This is a genomic window from Pseudomonas sp. GL_091, from assembly GCF_057837725.1.
Genome location: NZ_CM174451.1, coordinates 7,037,570 through 7,053,603 on the forward strand (window position 1 = coordinate 7,037,570; position 16,034 = coordinate 7,053,603).

Here is a 16,034-nt window from a genome sequence, read left to right on the forward strand (position 1 = left end):
CGGGTCAGACGATCTTTGAGCGCGCGAATACGGCGCTTGCGTTGTAGCTCAGGCGTATTGAAGTCAATTCGCTTGGGGGGATTAGTAGTCATGTTGGAATTGGCCAGATCATTCATGCGCACACCCTAGCGATCCTGTATGACAGAAAGATGACAATGCAGTGACGCAACAAATCCGCCGCTGGCGGTGACCAGCAGCGGATAGAGAATTTGAGGTGTATGGGGGCGGTTCCTACCGCCCCCATGTGAGTCCAGAGGGGTTCACTCTAGACTCAATTTGTTACTTTTTTGCGACTTCAGCGCCGCCTTCCGCCAGACCCAGGTCAGCCAGAGCTTTGGCAGCTACTTTGGCCGGCAGTGGGATGTAACCGTCTTTCACTACAACTTCCTGACCCTGTTTCGACAGAACCAGTTTCACGAACTCGGCTTCCAGCGGGGCCAGAGGCTTGTTCGGGGCTTTGTTCACGTATACGTACAGGAAGCGGGACAACGGGTATTTGCCGTTCAGGGCGTTTTCTTCGGTGTCTTCGATGAACTCGGTGCTGCCCTTCTTGGACAGAGCAACGGTTTTCACGCTAGCGGTCTTGTAACCGATGCCCGAGTAACCGATGCCGTTCAGCGAGGAGCTGATCGACTGCACGACCGAAGCCGAACCTGGTTGCTCGTTCACATTTGGCTTGTAGTCGCCTTTGCACAGGGCTTCTTCCTTGAAGTAGCCGTAGGTGCCGGATACCGAGTTACGACCGAACAGTTGAACCGGCTTGTTGGCCAGGTCGCCGGTCACGCCCAGGTCGCCCCAGGTTTTGACTTCGGTCTTGGCGCCGCACAGACGAGTGGACGAGAAGATCGCGTCAACCTGTTCCATGGTCAGGTGCTGGATCGGGTTGTCCTTGTGTACGAATACAGCCAGGGCGTCCACTGCAACCGGGATAGCGGTTGGCTTGTAGCCGTACTTCTGCTCGAAGGCAGCCAGTTCGGTGTCCTTCATCTTGCGGCTCATCGGGCCCAGGTTGGAGGTGCCTTCAGTCAGCGCAGGTGGCGCAGTGGCGGAGCCAGCGGCCTGAATCTGGATGTTTACGTTCGGGTATTCTTTTTTGTAGTTCTCGGCCCAGAGGGTCATGAGGTTGGCCAGGGTATCGGAACCAACGCTGGACAGGTTGCCCGACACACCAGTGGTCTTGGTGTAGCTCGGGATAGCAGGGTCAACAGCGGCAACCGCGTTGGCAGTCGCAACGCCAGCAGCGACAAAAGTCATTGCCGCCATCAAACGCTTCAGTTTCATGCCTTACTCCTAGCAGATAGGGTGTGTTATTCGGGGCCAAGTATCAGCAGGCCGTGTGAACACTCTATGGCTGAAATATGACAATTGGATGAAAGGCCAGTATTCGGTTCTTTGCAGGATGATTCGAGTCACCCTCATTCGCGAGCAGGCTCGCTCCCACACTGGATCTGCGTCGATTTCAAATCCTCTGTGGGAGCGAGCCTGCTCGCGATAGGGGCGGCATAGACGATGAAAAAATAGCGTTTAACGCCCCTTCCTCCAGAGATACGCACCCACCACAATCCCGACTCCGCACAGCACCGCCACATAATAAGCAGGCCCCATCGCACTTTCCTTGAGCAACAGGCTGACAATCATGGGCGTCAGGCCGCCAAAGATGGCGTAGGCCACGTTGTAGGAGAATGACAATCCACTGAAGCGCACCACCGGCGGGAACGCCTTGACCATCACATACGGCACCGCGCCGATGGTGCCGACCAGCAGACCGGTCACGGCATACATCGGGAACAGCCAGTCGGGATGATCGGCCAGGCTGTGGTAGAAGGTCCAGGAACTGGCGAGCAACGCGGTACAGCCGATCACGAAGATTCGTCCCGCACCGAAGCGATCGGCCAGTGCGCCGGCAATGATGCAACCAAAACTCAGGAACACGATCGCCACGCTGTTCGCCTGCAGGGACGTGGTTGGCGAGAAGTGATAGACCGTCTGCAACACAGTCGGGGTCATCAGGATCAACACCACGATGGCGGCAGACAGCAGCCAGGTCAGCAGCATCGAAATCGCGATGGCGCCACGATGGTCACGCAGCACTGCACGCAACGGCACTTCTTCGGCCAAAGCCTTGCGCTGTTGCAGCTCGGCGAACACCGGGGTTTCGTGCAACCAGCGACGCAGGTACACCGCGAACAGACCGAACACGCCGCCAAGCAGGAAGGGGATCCGCCAGGCGTAATCCGCCACTTCTACCGGGGTGTAAATGCTGTTGATCGCCGTGGCGACCAGGGAGCCTAAAAGGATGCCCGCCGTCAGGCCGCTGGTCAGGGTGCCGCAGGCGTAGCCGACATGCCGCTGCGGAACGTGTTCGGAAACGAAGACCCACGCCCCCGGCACTTCACCGCCAATGGCCGCGCCCTGGATCACCCGCATCAACAGCAACAGAATTGGCGCCCACATGCCGATCTGCGCATAAGTCGGCAGCAGACCCATGATCAAGGTCGGCACGGCCATCATGAAAATGCTCAGGGTGAACATTTTCTTGCGGCCCAGCAGGTCGCCGAAGTGCGCCATCACGATGCCGCCCAGCGGCCGTGCCAGGTATCCGGCGGCGAAGATGCCGAAGGTTTGCATCAGGCGTAGCCATTCAGGCATGTCCGCTGGAAAGAACAACTTGCCCACCACCGTGGCGAAGAACACGAAGATGATGAAATCGTAGAACTCCAGCGCGCCGCCCAAGGCAGACAGCGATAGAGTCTTGTAGTCGTTGCGGGTCAGCGGACGTGCGGGTTGGTCTGGCTGCGCGATGCTCGAGGGCGCTGTGGTCATGGCAAGGGCTTCTCTTATAGTCGGATCTGCAACCTCAACAACGCTGGCTGAGGTTTGGGCAGGTCCGGCACGATAGCAAATTGTTCGAAAAAGCACATAGAGGTGCATTTTTGACAGTCAAAATGAGAACCGGACGGTCGTCGCGGAGTCTACCGACCGATATACTCAAACCTTGCTCCGGTTTTTGAGGGGTTGCTGTGCGAAAACGCCTGTCAGGTTCATAGGCGATTTCGCAGAGTTTCCCTTTAGGCGCCTTATGGAAAACGTGACGAACGTAGTATGTTCGGTGCTGAATCGTTTTTCCCGAAGACGGCTACCACCAGCAATACAAACGAAGAGTCACGGGTCAGAGGCACCCCCGGCATGATAGAGCTCGAACAAGAAGATCCGATCCCGCAAGGCGACCTGGCCCTGCAAATCACCGCGCTCCCTCGCGAAACCAACGGCTTTGGCGATATTTTCGGCGGCTGGCTGGTGGCGCAGATGGATTTGGCAGGCACCGCGATGGCCAGCAAGGTCGCTGGCGGGCGCGTTGCCACCGTTGCAATCGACCGCATGGCATTTCTGGTTCCGGTGGCGGTGGGCGCTCAGCTCTCCTTTTATACCCAGGCCCTGGAAATCGGCCGCAGCTCGATCAAGATGATGGTCGAGGTCTGGAGCGACGATCCACTGTCCAGCGAGTGGCGTAAAGTAACCGAAGCGGTGTTTGTGTTCGTTGCCATCGACGGCAGCGGCCGCACCCGTTCGGTTCCGCCGCGGGCTCGCTAAAAAGCTTCTAAACTTGGTAGCCGTTTTGCGGTCGATAGTCGTCCACGTTACTGATCGAGAGCTGTCCCATGAGCACGCCCAATGTTGAAGCCGTAAAGCTGGATGAACTGAACTGCTGGCGCATTCGCCACGGTCAGGCCGAATTACTGGTGGCCCAGCAAGGCGCGCACATCCTCAGCTATCAATTGGCTGGTCAACCGCCGCTGATCTGGCTCAACGACGAGGCCGTGTTCAAGACCGGCAAGAGTATCCGTGCTGGCGTACCGGTGTGCTGGCCGTGGTTCGGCAACTTTGACCGCAACCCGCAAAGCGTGCAGGCGATGCGCGTCAGCAATGAAGCGCCGTCGGCTCACGGTTTCGTGCGAGCGATGGATTGGGAACTGGGCAGCATCGAAGCCGAAGGCGAAACCCTGAAGGTCGAATTCCTCCTGCCCTACCCCGAAGGCGGCTTTCCCGGCTGGCCGCACCAGGTGGATTTGACGCTGAGCATTCGCCTCGACGAGCAATTGCACATCCATCTGATCAGCCACAACCGGGGCTCTGAAACCGTCAGCATCAGCCAGGCGCTGCACAGCTACTTTGCCGTCAGCGATGTGCGCGAAGTGCATGTCGAAGGTGTGGATGGCCTCAACTACATCGAAACCCTGGACAACTGGAAAACCGTCACCCAGACCGGTGATTTGCGTTTTACCGGCGAGACCGATCGCATCTATCTCGACGCCCCGCCACTGCTGAGCATCGTCGATCCGGCCTGGGAGCGACGCATCGAACTGACCAGCATGGGCTCGCGCACCGCGGTGATCTGGAACCCATGGATCGACCGCGCCGCTGCGTTCAGCGACATGGCCGACGATGGTTGGCAGCACATGCTGTGCATCGAGACGGCGAACGTGATGGGCGATGTGGTGAGCCTGAAACCAGGTGCCATCCATACACTGGGTGTGAGCGTCGGTAGCAAGCCGTTCTAAGCAACACCACAAAACCAATGTGGGAGCGACGGTGCGGCGATCCGACCTGCTCGCGATGAGGTCATCACATTCAACATCATCGTTGGCTGTCAGGCCGCTATCGCGAGCAGGCTCGCCCTCACATTTGAGCCTCTACAAGTCTGATTCTTTCACTACCCTGACCTTCTCCGCATCCAGCGCATACGCCGCATCGGCCAGGTCATTGCTGACCTTCTCGACTTTCAGCGTGCCAGTAACCCACAGCGGCGTGTAGATATCGTTCAGCTTCAGGCCCTTGGGATAGCGCACCAGCACCAGCTGATTGGGTGGCGGTGGCGGCACGTGGATGCACGCGCCCGGGTACGGCACCAGGAAGAACAGCGTACTGCGGCCCTTGGCGTCGGACTCCAGCGGCACGGGGTACCCGCCAATGCGGATGTTCTTGTCGTTCATCGACGCAACGGTCTTGGTCGAGTACATCACCGCCGGCAAGCCTTTGGCCTGCTTCATCCCACCCTTGTCGGTGAAAGTGCCATTGGCTTCAGGGGAGTTGTGGTCGATTTCAGGCATGGCCTCGAGGGCCTTCTGGTCCGACTTGGGCATCAATTCGAGCCAGTCGGTTTCCGGCAGTTCGCCGGCATGGGCGAGGCCAGAACCCAGTAAAACAAGAGTCAACAAAAGACGGCGCATGAAAGAGCTCGGTATATGAAGGATCAGGAAACGCCGAGCATTCTAGCCCTCCCGGCTTGTGCGGCCGAGAGGTCTTTGTCGCCTGGATCAGTTCTTTTTGACCAGGCCGTAGATCACCAGCAACACAACGGCGCCCACCAGCGCACCGATGAAGCCTGCGCCTTGGCCAGCCTGATAGATGCCCAGAGCCTGGCCGCCGTAAGTGGCCGCCAGCGAACCGCCGATACCGAGCAGGATGGTCATGATCCAGCCCATGCTGTCATCGCCCGGTTTCAGGAACCGCGCCAGCAGGCCGACAATCAAGCCGATAAAGATGGTTCCGATAATTCCCATGGCATTTCCCTCTGATTTGGTAGATGTGTCCTGTCTCACCAATAATGTTCCTCTTTTGGCGAGTGACTGTTGTTGTCAGGCAAGGCGCCGCGACGAGTCATAGCTGGCTATGGCGAGGAGCGGCAACGCAGCATGACGGCAACAGACACCGTCAAAAAGGAACAGTATTGGTGAGACAGGACACCTAGCCAAAGCCTAGTCAGACTTTGGCATCCTGCCATGAGAGAACGGCGGTCCCTGAATGGTTCCGCCGCTGCCACATAAAACTATTCGGCGATCAGCGCTTCGACCTTGAGGATCTGCGCGGTCAGCGTTTCGCGATCTGCACAACGCAGGTTGGCGTGACCGACCTTGCGGCCGACCTTGAAGGCTTTGCCGTAGTGATGCAGATGGCAATCGGCGATGGCCACGACCTTCTCGGTCTCTGGCACTTTGCCGATGAAGTTGAGCATCGCACTCTCGCCAACTTTGGCCGTCGAACCCAACGGCAGACCGGCAACGGCCCGCAGGTGGTTTTCGAACTGACTGCACTCGGCACCCTCGGTGGTCCAGTGCCCTGAGTTGTGCACCCGCGGGGCGATTTCGTTGGCCTTGAGGCCACCGTCGACTTCAAAGAACTCGAACGCCATCACGCCGACGTAATCCAGCTGCTTGAGCACACGGCTGGAGTAGTCTTCGGCCAGGGCTTGCAAGGGGTGATCGGTGCTCGCCACAGACAGCTTGAGGATGCCGCTTTCGTGGGTGTTATGTACCAGCGGATAGAAGCGGGTTTCACCGTCGCGGGCACGCACGGCGATCAGCGAGACTTCACCGGTGAACGGCACGAAGCCTTCCAGCAGGCAGGCCACGCTGCCCAGCTCGGCAAAAGTGCCAGCCAAATCTTCAGGGGTGCGCAGGACTTTCTGACCCTTGCCGTCGTAACCCAGAGTACGGGTCTTCAGCACCGCCGGCAGACCGATGGAAGCCACGGCAGCGTCCAGATCAGCCTGGGACTGAATGTCGGCGAACGCCGGGGTAGGAATCCCCAGGTCCTTGAACATGCTCTTCTCGAACCAGCGATCGCGGGCGATGCGCAGGGCTTCGGCGCTCGGATAGACCGGGACGAATTGCGACAGGAAGGCCACGGTCTCGGCCGGAACACTTTCGAACTCGAAGGTCACCAGATCGACTTCATCGGCCAGCTGACGCAGGTGATCCTGATCGCCGTAATCGGCTCGCAGGTGTTCGCCCAACGCGGCTGCGCAAGCATCCGGCGCCGGGTCCAGGAAAGCGAAGTTCATGCCCAGCGGAGTGCCCGCCAGCGCCAACATGCGACCCAACTGGCCGCCACCGATTACACCGATCTTCATCGTCAACAACCTCAGGCGATGCGTGGGTCTGGATTGTCCAGGACGCTGTCTGTCTGCTCAGCACGGAAGGTTTTCAGCACCGTATGGAACTGCGGGTGCTTGGCGCCAAGGATACTCGCCGACAGCAGGGCTGCGTTGATCGCGCCCGCCTTGCCGATGGCCAGGGTGGCGACCGGAATGCCCGCTGGCATCTGCACAATGGAAAGCAGCGAATCAACACCCGACAGCATTGCGGATTGTACTGGTACGCCCAGCACCGGCAGGTGGGTCTTGGCCGCACACATACCTGGCAAGTGGGCCGCGCCACCGGCACCGGCGATGATCACCTCGATGCCACGCGCCTCGGCTTCTTCAGCGTACTGGAACAGCAGGTCCGGGGTACGGTGGGCAGAAACCACTTTCACCTCGTAAGGGATGCCGAGCTTTTCCAGCATATCGGCGGTGTGGCTAAGGGTGGACCAATCGGACTTGGAGCCCATGATCACGCCAACCAGTGCACTCATCGTCGTGCCTCTTCTCTCTGGGCGCCCGCAGGCGCGTCAAAAAACAACAAGCCACGCAGGATGCGTGGCTTGATTGTACGAATTATGGCCGGTCGTAACCGGCCGAAGGCCGCGCAGTATACCTCAATGAAGCAGATAAACAGCCCCTGTTGCGACCATCTGTCATTCACCTCAACGCGGCGTATTTATTGACTCAAAGGTCAGCCGGCATACCTCATCCGGGAGAAGACGATTCAGCCAGCCGAACGTGAAACTTTCCATACTTCTAAAAGGCCTTAAACCAACTTTTTATAATAGTCAGCACTGCGTAATAGAAAGAAATACACGCTTACTCGCAAATACATCACGCCGCCGCTAACTTAATCATCGCAGGTCTATTTAAACACATACATCTCAGCGATAGCTGAAGTCAAAACTATATTAAGCGCTCTTTGCGAGGAACTCAAAAATAATCCCAACCATCGAACAACAAAACAAAAAACGCCATAACTATTTCTATCTTTAAGAGAACTTATTACCATGCAAAAACTTCAAATAATGCTGACCGTCTTCATCCACGAAGACCTGGCCGGCTACAACAAAGACAAGCTCTACCTCGATCATTTTGACTGGGTAGCAGATACAATTGCACGGATTTCTGGCCGTACAATGGACGTCACATTTGTCCCCCCATCAGATGCACCGTCTATAAGCAGCCTCGATTATAAAACCGAGGACCTGGCTAAACTGTTAGATACACTAGAAGGTAAAGTTTTAGAGTACGTCGAGTCAGTCCAACTCGATGTCTACAGCAACCTCTACAAATTCCTGCTATTAACGCATGACGACATCAACGACAAAATCGCGGGAGTTGCCTATGGCTCGGGCATTGTAGGAGTCGCTTCGACTACGCCTAGTTTCGTTGCTGCCCACGAGATTGGTCACATGTTCAACGCGAATCATGAAGATGCCGAAGAAAGTATCTCTACTTACTATGGCCCCGCCAAATCGACCATGTACGCCACGACAGAAGGGCCTACTGCGTTCCGCTTCAGCAAAAAAAACGAAGAGAATATCCGCCGCTACCTCAATCAAATCGATTGATTCTGAATGACGCCTCCTTCGGCATATCAACCACTGAAGCCAAAACCTCTTGGAGCTTCTACAATGCCACGCCCATTAATGCTACTTGTTTTCATTCACAAAGATCTTTCTGACTACAAGACTGAGGAACTTTATGAGAACCATTTCAACTGGCTATCAGAGGAATTCGAAACACTATCTGGACGGCCATTTGCGATCATCTTCATACCGCCCTCAGATGCGCCGACGCTTAGTGACCACTCTTATAAAATTGATACGCCTGAACAAGCGCTTCATGACTGGTATCTAAAAGTCGAGGAACAAAAAATGACCTACACCTCCGGCAGCTACGACGATCACACTCGAAAGTTCCTTCTGCTGACACGCGACAACCTCAACAGCTCTACTGCCGGGATTGCCAGTCCCAAGGGGTATTGTGCAATTTCATCTATTCGCGGCAACCAGTATCCCGCCCATGAAGTTGGTCACATGTTCGGTGCAACTCATGAGGACTATGAGGTTTATTACAACGGCTGGTGGGGCGAAACCATCATGGTGTCGGGAACAGTTTTTTCCACGCTCAGAGGAGATGCCAAGCGCTTCAGCGACAAAAACAGGGAAAACATCCGCAATTATCTCGAAGAGTACGCTTGAAACGCGTTGAATCACGCAGCGGTAAAGAGTGAAAACAGAAATGGCTCTCACTCTTTACCATCTTTCAAGTACTCGAGCCCGCCGCCCCACCCTCCAGCTTGCGCCACAACAACCGCACGTTGGCCTTGCGCACGAGCGCACAGCGGTACAGACGAATCTCCAGCGGTACGTGCCATTGCGGGCCGCCGCAGACCACCAACTCACCCCGTGCCAACTCGGCGCGCACGCTCAACTGCGGCACCCAGGCGATGCCCAGGCCCTCCAGGGCCATGCTTTTCAGGCTGTCGGCCATGGCGGTTTCGTAGATAGTGGTGAAGCGCAGCGCCCGTTGACGCAGCAGCATGTTCACCGACCGACCGAGAAACGCTCCGGCGCTATACGCCAGTAGCGGCACGCTGCCTTCGCCTTCCAGATCGAACAGCGGTTTGCCGTCGGCGTCGGCGGCACACACTGGCAGCATCTCGGTGTGGCCAAGGTGCAGCGAGGGGAAGATTTCCGGGTCCATCTGCATGGCGGCGTCCGGGTCGTAGAACGCCAGCATCAGATCGCAGCCACCTTCGCGCAAGGCATGCACCGCGTCACCGACGTTGGTCGCCACCAGCCGCGTCGCGATGTTCAGGCCTTCGTTGCGCAACTGCGCGATCCAGCGCGGAAAGAAACCGAGCGCCAGGGAGTGCGCGGCAGCGACTTGCATCACTTCGCCCTGCCCACCTTCCAGGTGATGCAGATGGCGCAGCACTTCGCCCAACTGTTCGACTACGGTGCGAGCGGTGACCAGAAACAATTGCCCCGCCGCCGTCAGTTCCACCGGCGTGCGCGAACGGTTGACCAGGGTCAGCCCCAACGCGGCCTCAAGGCTGCGGATTCGCCGGCTGAACGCTGGCTGCGTCACGAAACGCCGCTCGGCGGCCTGGGAGAAACTGCGGGTGGCGGCCAGGGCACTGAAGTCCTCCAGCCATTTGCTTTCCAGATTCATCACGTCCTCCCGGACACGCACCAATTTAGGTCACACGTTCGCCGTCAAGCCGGCGTCACACGGGCATTATGCCGAATATGCATAGCCTAGTGTTTAACAGCATTGGCCCAAAATTCTCCACAGGCCTAGCATTCGCAGCGTTCCGGCACAGACCGGGTCCATATTGAGATGATTTCTATCATGTCCTCCGCTGCATCATTCCGCACAGAAAATGACCTGCTTGGCGCCCTCGAAGTACCGGCTCAAGCGTATTACGGTATCCAGACCCTGCGAGCGGTGAACAACTTCCGCCTTTCGGGCGTTCCGATTTCGCACTACCCAAAACTGGTTGTCGGCCTGGCCATGGTTAAACAGGCCGCTGCTGACGCCAACCGTGAGCTGGGTCACCTGAGCGAAGCCAAGCACGCCGCCATCAGTGAAGCCTGTGCACGTTTGATCCGCGGCGACTTCCACGAAGAGTTCGTGGTGGACATGATTCAAGGCGGCGCTGGCACTTCGACCAACATGAATGCCAACGAAGTCATCGCCAACATCGCGCTGGAGGCCATGGGTCACCAGAAAGGCGAGTACCAGTACCTGCACCCGAACGACGACGTGAACATGGCGCAGTCGACCAACGACGCCTACCCGACGGCGATCCGTCTGGGTCTGTTGCTGGGTCACGACGCCCTGCTCGCCAGCCTCGACAGCCTGATTCAGGCGTTCGCGGCCAAGGGTGAAGAATTCAACCACGTCCTGAAGATGGGTCGTACCCAGCTGCAAGACGCCGTTCCGATGACCCTGGGTCAGGAATTCCGTGCGTTCGCCACCACCATGGGCGAAGACCTGGCCCGTCTGAAGACGCTGGCCCCGGAACTGCTGACTGAAGTGAACCTGGGCGGCACCGCGATCGGCACCGGCATCAACGCCGACCCGCGTTACCAGCTCCTGGCCGTTGAGCGCCTGGCAGTGATCAGCGGTCAACCGCTGGTACCGGCCGCCGACCTGATCGAAGCCACCTCCGACATGGGCGCCTTCGTGCTGTTCTCTGGCATGCTCAAGCGTACCGCGGTCAAGCTGTCGAAGATCTGCAACGACCTGCGCCTGCTGTCCAGCGGCCCACGTACCGGCATCAACGAGATCAACCTGCCGGCACGTCAGCCAGGCAGCTCGATCATGCCAGGCAAGGTCAACCCGGTTATTCCGGAAGCGGTCAACCAGGTGGCGTTCCAGATCATCGGTAACGACCTGGCCCTGACCATCGCGGCCGAAGGCGGCCAGCTGCAACTGAACGTGATGGAGCCGCTGATCGCCTTCAAGATCTTCGACTCGATCCGCCTGCTGCAACGCGCCATGGACATGCTGCGCGAGCACTGCATCGTCGGTATCACCGCCAACGAAGCACGCTGCCGTGAACTGGTCGAGCACTCGATCGGCCTGGTCACCGCGCTGAACCCGTACATCGGCTACAAAAATGCCACCCGCATCGCCGGCCTCGCCCTTGAAAGCGGCCGCGGCGTGCTGGAACTGGTGCGCGAAGAAGGTCTGCTCGACGAAGCCATGCTCGCCGACATCCTGCGCCCGGAAAACATGATTGCTCCGCGTCTGGTCCCTCTGAAGGCATAACCCGACGCGTTACTTGTAGCACCGCTCACCAGGTCGAGGGACTAGACACCTCTCACCTTTTGAGGGCTTGGAGATTACTCTCCAGGCCCTTTTTTTTAACTGCTTTGTAGGAGCGAGCTTGCTCGCGAAAGATGTTTAACGATAACGCGTAAACCTGATGGCCAGCGGCGCCCTTGAGTTTTTCGCGAGCGAGCTCGCTCCTACAGGAGCCCGGCGCCGGTAACGTCGGGTGTTTCAAAGGCTTCGCTTCACCGCATGCACCACAACCGTGCAGACGGACGGCACTGTCATCGGTATAGTGCCGCCCCTCTTCGCATGAGCGGTCGTCGGTAGCGAGGCCACAACCCATGCGAAACCCGAACTAATAACAAACCCGCGATATGAAACCGGGACGAACTTCGAACCGCCCATTGTGCCGTGCGCCAAGGGGTGTAACTCGATGTGTCTGTCCGGTCAGCATTGTTGCCTACACAAAAAACAGCGAGGAATAATCCATGCTCGAAGTCATTAACGACTTCCTCTCAGGGAAAGTACTGATCGTGCTCATTGTCGGGCTCGGTAGCTACTTCACGATCCGCTCGCGTTTCGTTCAATTGCGTCACTTCTTCCACATGTTCGCGGTGTTCCGCGACAGCCTCAAAAGCAGCGCCGGGCAACTCAGTTCGTTCCAGGCCCTGATGCTCAGCCTCGCCGGCCGCGTCGGTGCGGGCAACATTGCCGGGGTCGGCATTGCCGTGACCCTCGGTGGCCCCGGTGCCGTGTTCTGGATGTGGGTGACCGCGCTGGTCGGCATGTCCAGCAGCTTCTTCGAATGCTCCCTCGGCCAGCTCTACAAGCGCTGCGATTCCGAAGGCCAGTTCCGTGGCGGCCCGTCCTATTACATCCAGCATGGTTTGCAAAAACGCTGGTTGGGCATGCTGATGGCGTTCCTGTTGCTGGTGACTTTCGGGTTCGCCTTCAACGGCCTGCAAGCCCACGCCGTGACGCACTCGTTGAACAACGCGTTCGGCCTCGACACCACTTACACCGGCATCGGTCTGGCCGTGCTGCTGGGCCTGGTGTTCATCGGCGGGATCAAGCGCATCGCCAAGGTCGCCGACCTGTTGGTGCCGGTGAAAACCCTGGTGTACATCGGCGTGACCCTCTACGTGATCGTGCTGCAGTTCGACCAGGTGCCAGGCATGCTGATGACCATCGTCAAGAGCGCCTTCGGTCTGGACCAGGCCTTCGGCGGCCTGATCGGCAGCGCTATTGTCATGGGTGTAAAACGCGGCGTGTTCGCCAACGAAGCAGGCCTGGGCAGTGCGCCGAACGTGGCGGCAGTTGCGGCGGTCGAGCACCCGGTGGCACAAGGTGTGGTTCAGGCGTTCAGCGTGTTCCTCGATACCTTCGTGATCTGCACCTGCACCGCGCTGCTGATCCTGCTCTCCGGCTTCTACACCCCGGGCTTCGAAGGCGACGGCATTGCCCTGACCCAGAACTCGCTGGCTGCCGTGGTCGGTGACTGGGGCCGGATGTTCATCTCTGTCGCCCTGGCGTTGTTCGTGTTCACCTCGATCCTCTACAACTACTACCTGGGCGAGAACAACCTGCGCTTTTTGATCGGTGAAAACCGCAAGGCGCTGATGGGCTATCGCGCGCTGGTACTGGTGCTGATTTTCTGGGGCGCCATCGAAAACCTCGGCACCGTATTTGCCTTCGCCGACATCACCATGACCATGCTCGCGTTCGTCAACCTGATCGCGCTGTTCCTGCTATTCAAGGTCGGCATGCGCATCCTGCGTGACTACGATGACCAGCGCGCCGCCGGGATCACCACGCCGGTATTCGATTCGAGCAAATTCCCGGATCTGGATCTGGACCTGAAAGCCTGGCCGGCGAACCCGCCAGCACCAGTAGCCAAGTCTGAAGCTGCTCCGGCAGGCGTGGCCGCAGCGCACCGCTGATCGGTAAAAAACCGGGCGCATCCCCTGCGCCCGACGTGACACAGCTTGCGACCGGCGTCATGCTCGGAAACAAGCTGTCATCGTTTTTGGAGAACCTCCCATGAATGCCCCGACCTATCCTGCCGCCCAGCACGTCATGGTGCTCTATACCGGCGGCACCATCGGCATGCAGGCCAGTGCCAACGGCCTGGCCCCGGCGTCCGGTTTCGAAGCGCGGATGCATGACTACCTGCACAGCCAGCCTGAGCTGGTGGTGCCGCAGTGGCGCTTTCGCGAGATGTCGCCGCTGATCGACAGCGCCAACATGACCCCGACGTACTGGCAGCAATTGCGTGAAGCGGTGGTCGATGCGGTGGATGTTCAGGGCTGCGACAGCGTGCTGATCCTGCACGGCACCGACACCCTGGCCTACAGCGCGGCGGCCATGAGTTTCCAGTTGCTCGGCCTGCATGCCCGTGTGTGCTTCACCGGCTCCATGCTGCCGGCCGGTGTCACCGATAGCGACGCTTGGGAAAACCTCGGCGGTGCGCTGGTTGCACTGGGCCATGGCCTGGCGCCGGGCGTGCATCTGTATTTCCATGGCGAACTTCTCGACCCGACCCGTTGCGCCAAGGTACGCAGTTTCGGCCGTCATCCGTTCAAGCGACTGGAGCGTCAGGGCGGAGGTGTGAAGGCGACTTCGGTTCCGTCGCAGCTGAATTACAACCAGCCCAAACAATTGGCGAACGTCGCGGTGCTGCCACTGTTTCCCGGCATCCGCGCCGAGGTGCTGGATGGTTTGCTCAACAGCGGCATTCAGGGCCTGGTGCTGGAGTGCTACGGCAGCGGCACCGGCCCGAGCGACAACCCCGGGTTTCTCGCCAGCCTCGGGCGTGCGCGGGACAACGGCGTGGTGGTGGTAGCCGTCACGCAATGTCACGAAGGCGGGGTTGAACTGGACGTCTATGAAGCCGGCAGTCGCTTGCGCGGTGTGGGCGTGTTGTCCGGTGGCGGCATGACCCGTGAAGCGGCGTTCGGCAAGTTGCATGGGTTGTTGGGTGCGGGGCTTGAGGCGGACGAAGTCCGTCGGCTTGTCGAACTCGATCTTTGCGGTGAACTGAGCTGACCTGACACAAAACAAAACCTGTGGGTGCGGGCTTGCCCGCGATGACGGCGGCACATCCGACATTCTCGTGAATGACACACCGCAATCGCGGGCAAGCCCGCTCCCACAGGATCGATGCCAGCCCCACCTGTCCCGGCATACAACTTGCTGCGTTCCAGCCATCCCAAGGCTGGAAGTCCTCATGCTCCACTCCCACCTCACCACGCTCAACGCGGTCTCCCTGATACTCGATGCCTTCAAGGCACAAGGCTTGTCCAGCGAAGCGCTGCTGGCCGGAAGCGGCATCAGCGCGGCGGATCTGAACCGTGCCGACACGCGCATCACCACCAACCAGGAAATGCAGGTCTGCGCCAACGCCGTTGCCCTCAAGCGTGACATCGGCCTGGAACTGGGCCGGCGGATGCACGTTTCCTGCTACGGCATGCTCGGTTACGCCCTGCTCACCAGTGCCACCTTCGGTGACGCTTTGCGTCTGGCGATGCGCTATCCGGCGCTGCTGGGAACACTTTTCGAACTGAGCCTGGAAGACGATGGCGAGCGCATCTGGTTCGCCGCCGCCGATTACCGCGAGAGCCCGGCCATGGCGGTGTTCAATGCCGAGTTCTGCCTGGTGTCGCTGAAAGTCACCTGCGACGACCTGCTCGGCCATTCCCTGCCCTTGCTCGGCGCACGCTTCGAACATGCCGCGCCCGACTACGAAGCGACCTATGCCGAACACTTCAACTGCCCAGTGCACTTCGGCGCGAGGAACAACGCCTTCGCCTTCGACAAGCGCTGGCTCGACCAGCCATTGCCGCTGGCCGATGTCATCACCCATCAAGCCATGGCTGAACGCTGCCGCAAGCAGAACATCGAGTTCACCGGGCGCCAGGCCTGGCTGGGACGGATCCGCCAATTGCTCAGCGCGCAACTGAATGCCGCGCCGGGGTTGGAGGGGCTGGCCGAGCAAATGAACTGTTCGGCGCGGACCTTGCGCCGGCATCTCAAGGACATGGGTTGCAGCTACCAGGAGCTGCTCGACGAACTGCGCTTCGAGCAGGCCAAGCAAATGCTGTGCGAGGATCAATTGCCGATCTATCAGATTGCCGAAGCGTTGGGCTTCAGCGAGACAGCGAGTTTTCGCCATGCGTTTGTGCGCTGGAGTGGTGTGGCGCCTAGCCAGTTCCGGCCACACGGATAACCTGTGGGAGCGGCGGTATGAGCTAGGGGCGAATTTCGGTCAAATGTTTTGGCCGTATCGATCCCCTTTTGGCCTTTCCTGCCGTTCTCCAAA

General features: G+C 58.9%; 15 protein-coding genes. 8 read left to right on the forward strand and 7 right to left on the reverse strand.

From position 1 onward, the window contains the following. Positions 1-279 precede the first annotated feature (279 nt). Together AC3ITY_RS32170 and AC3ITY_RS32175 are read right to left on the reverse strand one after the other, a co-directional pair. On the reverse strand, positions 280-1,281 hold the full coding sequence (locus AC3ITY_RS32170) for a phosphate ABC transporter substrate-binding protein PstS (protein ID WP_007992839.1): 1,002 nt from the start codon (positions 1,279-1,281) through the stop codon (positions 280-282). A gap of 243 nt (positions 1,282-1,524) precedes the next feature. Further along, on the reverse strand, positions 1,525-2,823 hold the full coding sequence (locus tag AC3ITY_RS32175) for an MFS transporter (RefSeq protein ID WP_489306877.1): 1,299 nt from the start codon (positions 2,821-2,823) through the stop codon (positions 1,525-1,527). Positions 2,824-3,186: 363 nt separating this feature from the next. On the opposite strand from AC3ITY_RS32175, the gene AC3ITY_RS32180 reads away from it, so the two are divergent. Together AC3ITY_RS32180 and AC3ITY_RS32185 are read left to right on the forward strand one after the other, a co-directional pair. Further along, positions 3,187-3,591: an acyl-CoA thioesterase gene (locus AC3ITY_RS32180; RefSeq protein ID WP_007942704.1), complete on the forward strand. Its 405-nt coding sequence runs from the start codon at positions 3,187-3,189 to the stop codon at positions 3,589-3,591. Positions 3,592-3,659: 68 nt separating this feature from the next. Beyond that, complete coding sequence (locus tag AC3ITY_RS32185; RefSeq protein WP_489306879.1) at positions 3,660-4,559, forward strand: D-hexose-6-phosphate mutarotase; 900 nt, start codon at positions 3,660-3,662, stop codon at positions 4,557-4,559. 132 nt (positions 4,560-4,691) lie between these two features. Here the strand turns inward: AC3ITY_RS32185 and AC3ITY_RS32190 are convergent, their stop codons facing one another. From AC3ITY_RS32190 to purE, 4 genes are all read right to left on the reverse strand, one after another. After that, positions 4,692-5,228: a DUF3299 domain-containing protein gene (locus AC3ITY_RS32190; RefSeq protein WP_007992832.1), complete on the reverse strand. Its 537-nt coding sequence runs from the start codon at positions 5,226-5,228 to the stop codon at positions 4,692-4,694. A gap of 87 nt (positions 5,229-5,315) precedes the next feature. Continuing rightward, a complete protein-coding gene (locus tag AC3ITY_RS32195) occupies positions 5,316-5,561 on the reverse strand; it encodes a GlsB/YeaQ/YmgE family stress response membrane protein (protein ID WP_007928514.1) in 246 nt (81 codons plus the stop codon). Between the two features lie 266 nt (positions 5,562-5,827). Beyond that, the gene (locus tag AC3ITY_RS32200) at positions 5,828-6,910 is read right to left on the reverse strand and encodes a 5-(carboxyamino)imidazole ribonucleotide synthase (RefSeq protein ID WP_489306881.1); all 1,083 of its coding nucleotides are present in this window, start codon (positions 6,908-6,910) and stop codon (positions 5,828-5,830) included. 11 nt (positions 6,911-6,921) lie between these two features. Beyond that, positions 6,922-7,413: a 5-(carboxyamino)imidazole ribonucleotide mutase gene (purE, locus tag AC3ITY_RS32205; RefSeq protein ID WP_223455273.1), complete on the reverse strand. Its 492-nt coding sequence runs from the start codon at positions 7,411-7,413 to the stop codon at positions 6,922-6,924. 519 nt (positions 7,414-7,932) lie between these two features. Here purE and AC3ITY_RS32210 point away from each other — a divergent pair. After that, positions 7,933-8,496: a zinc metalloprotease gene (locus tag AC3ITY_RS32210; protein ID WP_489306882.1), complete on the forward strand. Its 564-nt coding sequence runs from the start codon at positions 7,933-7,935 to the stop codon at positions 8,494-8,496. A gap of 63 nt (positions 8,497-8,559) precedes the next feature. Beyond that, positions 8,560-9,129 carry a zinc metalloprotease gene (locus tag AC3ITY_RS32215; protein WP_489306883.1) on the forward strand — a complete coding sequence of 190 codons (570 nt, stop codon included), beginning with the start codon at positions 8,560-8,562 and terminating at the stop codon, positions 9,127-9,129. A 64-nt stretch (positions 9,130-9,193) separates the two neighbouring features. Here AC3ITY_RS32215 and AC3ITY_RS32220 read toward each other — a convergent pair whose 3' ends face one another. Continuing rightward, the gene (locus tag AC3ITY_RS32220; RefSeq protein WP_489306884.1) at positions 9,194-10,105 is read right to left on the reverse strand and encodes a LysR substrate-binding domain-containing protein; all 912 of its coding nucleotides are present in this window, start codon (positions 10,103-10,105) and stop codon (positions 9,194-9,196) included. Between the two features lie 180 nt (positions 10,106-10,285). Here AC3ITY_RS32220 and AC3ITY_RS32225 point away from each other — a divergent pair, with 180 nt between their 5' ends. The 4 genes from AC3ITY_RS32225 to AC3ITY_RS32240 all read left to right on the forward strand — a co-directional run bounded on the left by AC3ITY_RS32225 (position 10,286) and on the right by AC3ITY_RS32240 (position 15,941). After that, positions 10,286-11,710 (forward strand): aspartate ammonia-lyase, encoded by a 1,425-nt coding sequence (locus AC3ITY_RS32225; protein WP_489306885.1) that lies wholly within the window; start codon positions 10,286-10,288, stop codon positions 11,708-11,710. Between the two features lie 494 nt (positions 11,711-12,204). After that, a complete protein-coding gene (locus AC3ITY_RS32230) occupies positions 12,205-13,656 on the forward strand; it encodes an alanine/glycine:cation symporter family protein (RefSeq protein WP_489306886.1) in 1,452 nt (483 codons plus the stop codon). Positions 13,657-13,756: 100 nt separating this feature from the next. Continuing rightward, complete coding sequence (locus tag AC3ITY_RS32235) at positions 13,757-14,761, forward strand: asparaginase (RefSeq protein WP_489306888.1); 1,005 nt, start codon at positions 13,757-13,759, stop codon at positions 14,759-14,761. Positions 14,762-14,942: 181 nt separating this feature from the next. After that, positions 14,943-15,941, forward strand: coding sequence for an AraC family transcriptional regulator (locus tag AC3ITY_RS32240; RefSeq protein ID WP_489306889.1), 999 nt, complete (start codon positions 14,943-14,945; stop codon positions 15,939-15,941). Positions 15,942-16,034 lie beyond the last annotated feature (93 nt).

Bases quoted from the DNA above. Each gene is read 5' to 3' on its own strand.
- AC3ITY_RS32180 (WP_007942704.1), top strand. From the start codon at position 3,187: ATGATAGAGCTCGAACAAGAAGATCCGATCCCGCAAGGCGACCTGGCC.
- AC3ITY_RS32230 (WP_489306886.1), top strand. From the start codon at position 12,205: ATGCTCGAAGTCATTAACGACTTCCTCTCAGGGAAAGTACTGATCGTG.
- AC3ITY_RS32220 (WP_489306884.1), bottom strand. From the start codon at position 10,105: ATGAATCTGGAAAGCAAATGGCTGGAGGACTTCAGTGCCCTGGCCGCC.
- purE (WP_223455273.1), bottom strand. From the start codon at position 7,413: ATGAGTGCACTGGTTGGCGTGATCATGGGCTCCAAGTCCGATTGGTCC.
- AC3ITY_RS32210 (WP_489306882.1), top strand. From the start codon at position 7,933: ATGCAAAAACTTCAAATAATGCTGACCGTCTTCATCCACGAAGACCTG.
- AC3ITY_RS32170 (WP_007992839.1), bottom strand. From the start codon at position 1,281: ATGAAACTGAAGCGTTTGATGGCGGCAATGACTTTTGTCGCTGCTGGC.
- AC3ITY_RS32240 (WP_489306889.1), top strand. From the start codon at position 14,943: ATGCTCCACTCCCACCTCACCACGCTCAACGCGGTCTCCCTGATACTC.
- AC3ITY_RS32235 (WP_489306888.1), top strand. From the start codon at position 13,757: ATGAATGCCCCGACCTATCCTGCCGCCCAGCACGTCATGGTGCTCTAT.
- AC3ITY_RS32215 (WP_489306883.1), top strand. From the start codon at position 8,560: ATGCCACGCCCATTAATGCTACTTGTTTTCATTCACAAAGATCTTTCT.
- AC3ITY_RS32195 (WP_007928514.1), bottom strand. From the start codon at position 5,561: ATGGGAATTATCGGAACCATCTTTATCGGCTTGATTGTCGGCCTGCTG.
- AC3ITY_RS32185 (WP_489306879.1), top strand. From the start codon at position 3,660: ATGAGCACGCCCAATGTTGAAGCCGTAAAGCTGGATGAACTGAACTGC.
- AC3ITY_RS32190 (WP_007992832.1), bottom strand. From the start codon at position 5,228: ATGCGCCGTCTTTTGTTGACTCTTGTTTTACTGGGTTCTGGCCTCGCC.
- AC3ITY_RS32175 (WP_489306877.1), bottom strand. From the start codon at position 2,823: ATGACCACAGCGCCCTCGAGCATCGCGCAGCCAGACCAACCCGCACGT.
- AC3ITY_RS32200 (WP_489306881.1), bottom strand. From the start codon at position 6,910: ATGAAGATCGGTGTAATCGGTGGCGGCCAGTTGGGTCGCATGTTGGCG.
- AC3ITY_RS32225 (WP_489306885.1), top strand. From the start codon at position 10,286: ATGTCCTCCGCTGCATCATTCCGCACAGAAAATGACCTGCTTGGCGCC.